The following is a 7,225-nucleotide window of genomic DNA, read 5'->3' on the forward strand; positions in this document are numbered from 1 at the left end:
GCGCAGGTGCGCGCCGCCGCCGAGGGGTAGCAGCTCGGGCGGGCGGTCCGCGGTGACCGGTGGCACGGAGTTGTCAGGTGCGTCGGCGGAGTGACTCATGATGCGGAGTATGGGCCATGCCCGACCGGGCCCACCAGCGGATATCCGCCCCGCCGCTCCCGTGCGCCCCGGCCCGCGCTCCGGCCCCGGCCCCGGCCCGCGCTCCGCCCCCCGCACCCCGTCGCCGGGCGTCAGAGCCGGACCATCACCTCGTCCAGCGGCTTGCGCACCAGGTCCGGCACCCGGGCGTCCTCGGCGGGGTAGCCGACCGGGATGACGTACGCGGCGCGCTCCTCCGGCGGGCGGTCGCAGACCTCGTTCAGGAAGCGCATCGGGCTCGGCGTGTGGGTCAGCGTGGCCAGGCCCGCCTGGTGCAGCGCGGAGAGCAGGAAGCCGACCGCGATGCCCACCGACTCCTTGGTGTAGTACGGGCGCGGCGAGTTCGGGCCCTTGTGCACCTCGAACACCACGATCACCGCGGGCGCGTCCTCCAGGAACGGCTTGTGCCAGTCGGTGCCGATCGGGGCCAGCGCCGCCAGCCACTCCTCGGACGCCCGGTGCGCGTAGAACTCCCGCTCCTCCGCCTCGGCGGCCTCCCGCAGCCGCCGCTTGCGCTCAGGGTTGGTGATCACCACGAACCGCCACGGCTGCACGTGCGCGCCGCTCGGCGCGGTCGCCGCCGTCCGCACCGCCCACTCCAGCACCCCCTCGGGCAGCGGACGGGACGAGTAGTCGCGCACGGTGCGGCGCTGGTCCATCACCTGGTGGAACTCCCGGCAGCGGTCGGCCGCCTCGTGGGCGGGCACGCTCATCGGGCGCAGCGGCGTCGTCGGGTGCGACGGCGTCGAGTGCGGCGGCGCCGGGTGCGACGGCGCGTGGGAGGGGTCACGGTCAGTCATGCGCGCCACCCCAGCACGCCGCGCGCCCCGGCGGAAGGGGCCGGGGCGCGGTCGGCGACTACTGGCAAACCGGCAAGGAGCGCGGAGGGACCTACAGTTCGGTGACCCTGCCGTCCGCGACCACCAGGCGCCGGTTCACCTGCACGGCCTCCAGCATCCGCCGGTCGTGGGTGACCAGCAGCAGGGTGCCGGTGTACGAGGCGAGCGCCGACTCCAACTGCTCGATCGCCGGCAGGTCCAGGTGGTTGGTCGGCTCGTCCAGCACCAGCAGGTTCACCCCGCGGCCCTGCAGCAGCGCCAGCGCCGCCCTGGTCCGCTCGCCCGGGGAGAGCGTCCCGGCCGGGCGCAGCACGTGCACCGCCTTCAGGCCGAACTTGGCCAGCAGGGTGCGCACGTCCTCCGGGTTCATCTCCGGCACGGCCGCCGAGAACGCCTCCAGCAGCGGACGCCCGGCGTCACCGCCGAACAGGTGCCCGCGGGCCTGCTCCACCTCGCCGACCAGCACGCCCGAACCCAGCGCCGCCGAGCCCGAGTCCAGCTCCAGCCGGCCCAGCAGCGCCGCCAGCAGCGTCGACTTGCCCGCGCCGTTCGCGCCGGTGATCGCCACCCGGTCCGCCCAGTCGACCTGGAGGTCCACCGGGCCGAACGCGAACTCCCCGCGCCTGACCGCCGCCTGCCGCAGCGTCGCCACCACCGAGCCGGAGCGCGGCGCGGCGGCGATCTCCATCCGCAGCTCCCACTCCTTGCGCGGCTCCTCCACCACGTCCAGGCGCTCGATCATCCGCTGGGTCTGCCGGGCCTTCGCGGCCTGCTTCTCGGTCGACTCGGCGCGCTGCGCCCGCGCCTTCTTGTCGTTGTCGCCGCCCTTGCGCCGGGCGTTGCGGACGCCGTGCTCCATCCAGTTGCGCTGCATCTGGGCGCGCGCCTCCAGGCCCGCCTTGGTGTCCGCGAACTCCTCGTACTGCTCGCGGGCGTGCCGCCGGGAGACCGCCCGCTCCTCCAGGTACGCCTCGTAGCCGCCGCCGTACAGGTTGACCTGGCCCTGGTGCAGGTCGAGCTCGAGGACGCGGGTGACGGTGCGGGCCAGGAACTCGCGGTCGTGGCTGATCAGCACGGTGCCCGCGCGCAGGCCCTTCACGAACGCCTCCAGGCGCTCCAGGCCGTCCAGGTCCAGGTCGTTGGTGGGCTCGTCCAGCAGGAACACGTCGTAGCGCGACAGCAGCAGCGAGGCCAGGCCCGCGCGGGCCGCCTGGCCGCCGGACAGCGCCGTCATCGGCACGTCCAGCGAGACCTTCAGGCCCAGCGAGTCGGCGACCTCCTCGGCCCGCTCCTCCAGGTCCGCGCCGCCCAGCTCCAGCCAGCGGTCCAGGCCCGCCGCGTACGCGTCGTCCGCGCCCGGACGGCCCTCCACCAGGCCCTCGGTGGCCTCGTCCAGCGCCGCCTGCGCCGCCGCCACGCCCGTGCGCCGGGCCAGGAAGTCGCGCACCGACTCGCCCTCGCGGCGCTCCGGCTCCTGCGGCAGGTGCCCGACGTTCGCGGTCGGCGGGCTCAGCTTCAGGCTGCCGCCCTCCGGGGCGTCCAGCCCGGCCAGCAGGCGCAGCAGGGTGGACTTCCCGGCGCCGTTCACCCCGACCAGGCCGATCACGTCCCCGGGGGCGACGACCAGGTCGAGCCCGGAGAACAGCGTGCGCTCGCCGTGGCCGGCGGCGAGGTCCTTGACGACGAGAGTGGCAGTCATGATGACGTCGATTCTAGGCGGCGGCCCGGACCGCCCCGGACGGGCGCCGCTACCGGGCCCAGCCCTCGGCGTTGGAGTACGACTCGTAGCTGTGCGCCGTCGCGCGCTGCCACTCCCCGCCGGTCAGCCGCCAGTACGCCCCGTCCGGGACGTACAGCAGCGGTTCGGCCCAGACGGACCCCTCGGCGTACGGCGCGAAGCGGCGCGGGTCGGCCAGCACCGCCCGGTACGCGGCGCGGCCGTCGGCGACCACCGCCGCCCGGGTGTACAGGAAGGCGTCGCCGCCCAGCCCCTCGCCCAGCTCGCGGCGGTCCAACCGGTACAGCGCGGCGGACAGCCGCTCGGCGAACCCGGCCACCGCGGCGACCGGGCCGGCCGACAGGCGCTCCTCCAGCGCGGCGGCCAGGCGCTCCGCGTCCGGGTCCGCCCCGGGCGGGCGGCACTCCTCCAGCAGCTGCCAGAACCCGTCCTCGTCCATGGCCGTCCAGCCTGCCCGGGGCCACCGACAGCGGGCCGGGGGCCGGGGGGCGAGGTCGGGACCTAATTCCGTTGCGGGGGCTCCGGCGGGTTCCGTACCCTCGAAGACGTCGCATCCCCGCACGTCTGGAGAAGGCCGTTGCTCGTCTGAGGTCATGAGACACCGCGCCACGCCACACCCGTGTCCTTCCCGGGTCCGTTGAGCGTGCGGGCGCGAGTGCGACCTCGGCAGGGCGGCTCTCCACGGCTCCCGTGCGGGTTCTCCGTTTCCAGCGGCGTTCCCCGCGACGGCCCTCCGCGCCCCCGCGTCCCCGGTGTCTCCCGTGTTGCTCCCCTTCCCTTCGCGGCAACCTCCAGGAGGCCCTCATGGCGCAACCCACCACCTCGATCCTCTGCACCGACCTCGGCTTCGAGTGGCCCGACGGCCGCCCCGTGCTGAGCGGTTTCCACCTCGCCGTCGGCCCCGGCCGCACCGGGCTGGTCGGCCTCAACGGCGCCGGCAAGTCCACGCTGCTGCGGCTGATCGCCGGCGAGCTCGCCCCCGCCGCCGGCACCGTCCGCGTCGCGGGCGAACTCGGCTACCTGCCACAGGACCTGACGGTCGCCGCCGGGCAGCGGGTGGACGAGACGCTCGGCATCCGCGCCCAGCGCGAGGCCCTGCACGCCATCGAGTCCGGAGACGTGGACGAGCGCCACTTCACCGCCGTCGGCGACGACTGGGACGTCGAGGAGCGCGCCCGCGCCACCCTCGACCGCCTCGGCCTCACCGAGCTCGACCTCGACCGCACCACCGGCGAGCTCTCCGGCGGCCAGGCCGTCCTGCTGCACCTCGCCGCCCTGCTGCTGCGCCGCCCCGACGTCCTGCTGCTCGACGAGCCCACCAACAACCTGGACGTCCAGGCCAGGGCCCGGCTGTACGACGCGGTGACCGCCTTCCCCGGCGTGCTGCTGCTGGTCAGCCACGACCGCGAACTCCTGGAGCGGGTCGACCAGATCGCCGACCTGCGGGACGGCGGGGTCACCTGGTACGGCGGCAACTTCAGCGCCTACCAGGAGGCCCTGGAGACCGAGCAGGAGGCCGCCGAACGCGTCGTCCGCAACGCCGAGGCCGACGTCAAGCGCCAGAAGCGCGATCTGGTCGAGGCCACCCAGCGGCTCGCCAAGTCCGCCGCCTACGGCAAGCAGCGCTCGGTGCGCCGCAACGACCCCAAGGCGCTGGCCGACAAGCTCCAGGGCAGGGGCGAGGAGACCGCCGGCCGCCTGCGCGGCATGCACACCGAACGCCTCAACGAGGCCAAGGAGCGGCTGGCCACCGCCGAGGAGGCCGTCCGCGACGACGCCGAGATCCGGATCGACCTGCCCCGCACCGCCGTCCCCGCCGGGCGCACCGTCCTCACCCTGGAGGGCGTCCGCCTCGCCCACGGCGGCCGCGGCCGGATCGACCTGGAGGTGCGCGGCCCCGAGCGGATCGCCCTCACCGGCCGCAACGGCTCCGGCAAGAGCACACTGCTGCGCACCATCGCCGGTGAACTCGCCCCCGCCGCGGGCATGGTCACCACCCCGGTGCAACTGCGGCACCTCCCACAGCAGTTGGACGTCCTGGACGACGAGGAGACGGTCTTCCGGAACGTCAAGGCGCACGCCCCCGCCGCCACCGACAACGAGATCCGGGCCCGGCTGGCCCGCTTCCTGTTCCGCGGCGCCCGCGCCGACCAGCCGGCCGGCACCCTCTCCGGCGGCGAGCGCTTCCGGGCGACGCTGGCCGCCCTCCTGCTCGCCGACCCGCCCCCGCAGCTCCTGCTGCTCGACGAACCCACCAACAACCTCGACCTCTCCAGCGTCCGCCAGCTCACCCAGGCCCTCGCCGGCTACCGCGGCACCCTGATCGTCGCCAGCCACGACCTCCCCTTCCTCCGGGAGATCGGCATCACCCGCCGGCTGGAGTGGGACGGAGACGAACTGCACCCGGCCGACCCGTGCTGACCCGGCGGGCCGCCGGGCCGTCGGTGCCCAAACCACTCTGTCCGGAAAGGAGGATGGGAGACTGACCGTCCGTGACACACACCGAGACGCACACCGAGACGCCTGCCGGGACGCCTGCCGGGGCACACACCGACCTGGCCCGCCGCATCCACGCCGCCTCCCACCTGACCGGGGAGTTCACCCTCCGCTCGGGCCGCACCGCGACCGAGTACTTCGACAAGTACCGGTTCGAGGGAGACCCGGTGCTGCTGGACGAGATCGCCCGGCGGATGGCGCCGCTGGTGCCGGCCGGCACCGAGGTGCTGGCCGGCCTGGAGATGGGCGGCATCCCGGTGGTCACCGCCCTGGGCCGGCACACCGGGCTGCCCTGCGCCTTCGTGCGCAAGCAGGCCAAGCCGTACGGCACCTGCCGGCTCGCCGAGGGTGCGGAGGTGGCGGGCCGCCGGGTGCTGGTCGTGGAGGACGTGGTGACCAGCGGCGGCCAGATCGTGCTCTCCACCGCCGACCTGCGTGCCCTGGGCGCGCGGGTCGCGGAGGCGCTGTGCGTGATCGACCGCGGGCAGGGCGGCACCGGGGCCCTCGCGGCCGAGGGCATCCGCCTGCTGTCGCTGCTGACCGCCGACGACCTCCGGGCCGCCGCGGCCACGCCCTGACCCCGCCCGCCCGTCCCACGCCCCTTCCGCCTCCTCCCCTTCTCCCGTCCCGTTCCGGTGTCCGCCCGTCCCGCACCCCTCCCGCCATCTCTCCTTCTCCCGTCCCGTCCCGTTCCGGTGTCCGCCCGTCCCGCACCCCTCCCGCCTCCTCCCCTTCTCCCGTCCCGTCCCGTCCCGTCCCGGTGTCCGCCCGTCCCGTACCTCTCCCGCCATCTCTCCTTCTCCCGTCCCGTTCCGGTGTCCGCACAGTGGGACGAGTCGGCTCGGGCGGGGGTCGGGAGGGCAGGATCGGGGGGTCCTGTTGTCGTTCCCCGCTGGAGTGTGCGCCGTGGCGCTGGTCGAGATCCCCGGTTCGAAGTCGGTGACGGCGCGTGCGCTGTTCCTGGCCGCGGCGGCGGACGGGGTGACGACGCTGGTGCGGCCGCTGGTGTCGGACGACACCGAGGGCTTCGCCGAGGGGCTGGGCGCGCTCGGGTACCGGGTGGAGCGCGAGGAGCGGGAGTGGCGGATCACCGGCCGCCCGCAGGGGCCCGGGGCCGACGGCGCCTCGGTGTTCTGCCGGGACGGCGCCACCACCGCGCGCTTCCTGCCGACGCTGGCCGCCGCCGGGCACGGCACCTTCCACTTCGACGCGTCCGAGCAGATGCGCCGCCGCCCGCTCGGCCCGCTCACCACCGCGCTGCGCGACCTCGGCGTCGAGCTGGAGCACCACGGCGCCGAGGGCCACCACCCGCTGAGCGTCCGCGCGGCGGGCGTCGAGGGCGGCGAGGTGGTGCTCGACGCCGGGCTGTCCTCGCAGTACCTGACGGCGCTGCTGCTGCTCGGCCCGCTCACCCGCACCGGCCTGCGGATCCGGGTCACCGACCTGGTCTCCGCCCCGTACGTCGAGATCACCCTCGCGATGATGCGCAGTTTCGGCGTCGAGGTGGCTCGCGAGGGCAACGTGTTCGACGTCCCGGCCGGCGGCTACACCGCCGCCCGGTACCCGGTCGAGCCGGACGCCTCCACCGCCTCGTACTTCTTCGCCGCCGCCGCGCTGACCGGCCGCGAGGTGACCGTCCCGGGGCTGGGCCGCGGCGCGCTCCAGGGCGACCTGAAGTTCGTCGAGGTGCTGGAGCGGCTCGGCGCGAAGGTCGAGATCGGGGCGGACGCCACCACCGTCACCGGTGGCACGCTCACCGGCGGCACCGTCAACATGCGCGACATCTCCGACACCATGCCGACGCTGGCCGCCATCGCCCCGTTCGCCTCCGGCCCGATCCGGATCGAGGACGTCTACAACACCCGGATCAAGGAGTGCGACCGGCTCGACGCCTGCGCGGAGAACCTGCGCCGCCAGGGCGTCGACGTCGCCACCGGCCGGGACTGGATCGAGATCCGGCCCGGCACGCCGAAGCCGGTGGAGATCGAGACCCGCGGCGACCACCGGATCGTGA

6 protein-coding genes are annotated in these 7,225 nt (G+C 74.9%); 3 read left to right on the top strand and 3 right to left on the bottom strand.

What is annotated here, in order from left to right; genetic code table 11:
* Positions 1–230 precede the first annotated feature (230 nt).
* The 3 genes from ACFUEL_RS31320 to ACFUEL_RS31330 all read right to left on the bottom strand — a co-directional run bounded on the left by ACFUEL_RS31320 (position 231) and on the right by ACFUEL_RS31330 (position 3,154).
* Complete coding sequence (locus ACFUEL_RS31320; protein WP_380240204.1) at positions 231–938, bottom strand: nitroreductase family protein; 708 nt, start codon at positions 936–938, stop codon at positions 231–233.
* Positions 939–1,029: 91 nt separating this feature from the next.
* Positions 1,030–2,676 (bottom strand): ABC-F family ATP-binding cassette domain-containing protein, encoded by a 1,647-nt coding sequence (locus ACFUEL_RS31325; protein WP_380240205.1) that lies wholly within the window; start codon positions 2,674–2,676, stop codon positions 1,030–1,032.
* Between the two features lie 49 nt (positions 2,677–2,725).
* Positions 2,726–3,154, bottom strand: coding sequence for a DUF4240 domain-containing protein (locus ACFUEL_RS31330; protein WP_380240207.1), 429 nt, complete (start codon positions 3,152–3,154; stop codon positions 2,726–2,728).
* A 365-nt stretch (positions 3,155–3,519) separates the two neighbouring features.
* Here ACFUEL_RS31330 and ACFUEL_RS31335 point away from each other — a divergent pair, with 365 nt between their 5' ends.
* From ACFUEL_RS31335 to aroA, 3 genes are all read left to right on the top strand, one after another.
* Positions 3,520–5,136 (top strand): ABC-F family ATP-binding cassette domain-containing protein, encoded by a 1,617-nt coding sequence (locus ACFUEL_RS31335; protein ID WP_380240209.1) that lies wholly within the window; start codon positions 3,520–3,522, stop codon positions 5,134–5,136.
* Between the two features lie 71 nt (positions 5,137–5,207).
* Positions 5,208–5,789, top strand: a complete 582-nt coding sequence (pyrE, locus tag ACFUEL_RS31340) for an orotate phosphoribosyltransferase (RefSeq protein ID WP_380240211.1) — start codon at positions 5,208–5,210, stop codon at positions 5,787–5,789.
* Between the two features lie 328 nt (positions 5,790–6,117).
* Positions 6,118–7,225 (top strand): 3-phosphoshikimate 1-carboxyvinyltransferase (aroA, locus tag ACFUEL_RS31345; RefSeq protein ID WP_380240212.1); only part of this gene is annotated, 1,108 nt, incomplete at its 3' end.

Source organism: Kitasatospora sp. NPDC057198 (assembly GCF_042670125.1).
GTDB lineage: Bacteria > Actinomycetota > Actinomycetes > Streptomycetales > Streptomycetaceae > Kitasatospora.

Coding starts and splice junctions, on each gene's coding strand:
- ACFUEL_RS31320 (WP_380240204.1), bottom strand. CDS start 938: ATGACTGACCGTGACCCCTCCCACGCGCCGTCGCACCCGGCGCCGCCG.
- ACFUEL_RS31325 (WP_380240205.1), bottom strand. CDS start 2,676: ATGACTGCCACTCTCGTCGTCAAGGACCTCGCCGCCGGCCACGGCGAG.
- ACFUEL_RS31330 (WP_380240207.1), bottom strand. CDS start 3,154: ATGGACGAGGACGGGTTCTGGCAGCTGCTGGAGGAGTGCCGCCCGCCC.
- ACFUEL_RS31335 (WP_380240209.1), top strand. CDS start 3,520: ATGGCGCAACCCACCACCTCGATCCTCTGCACCGACCTCGGCTTCGAG.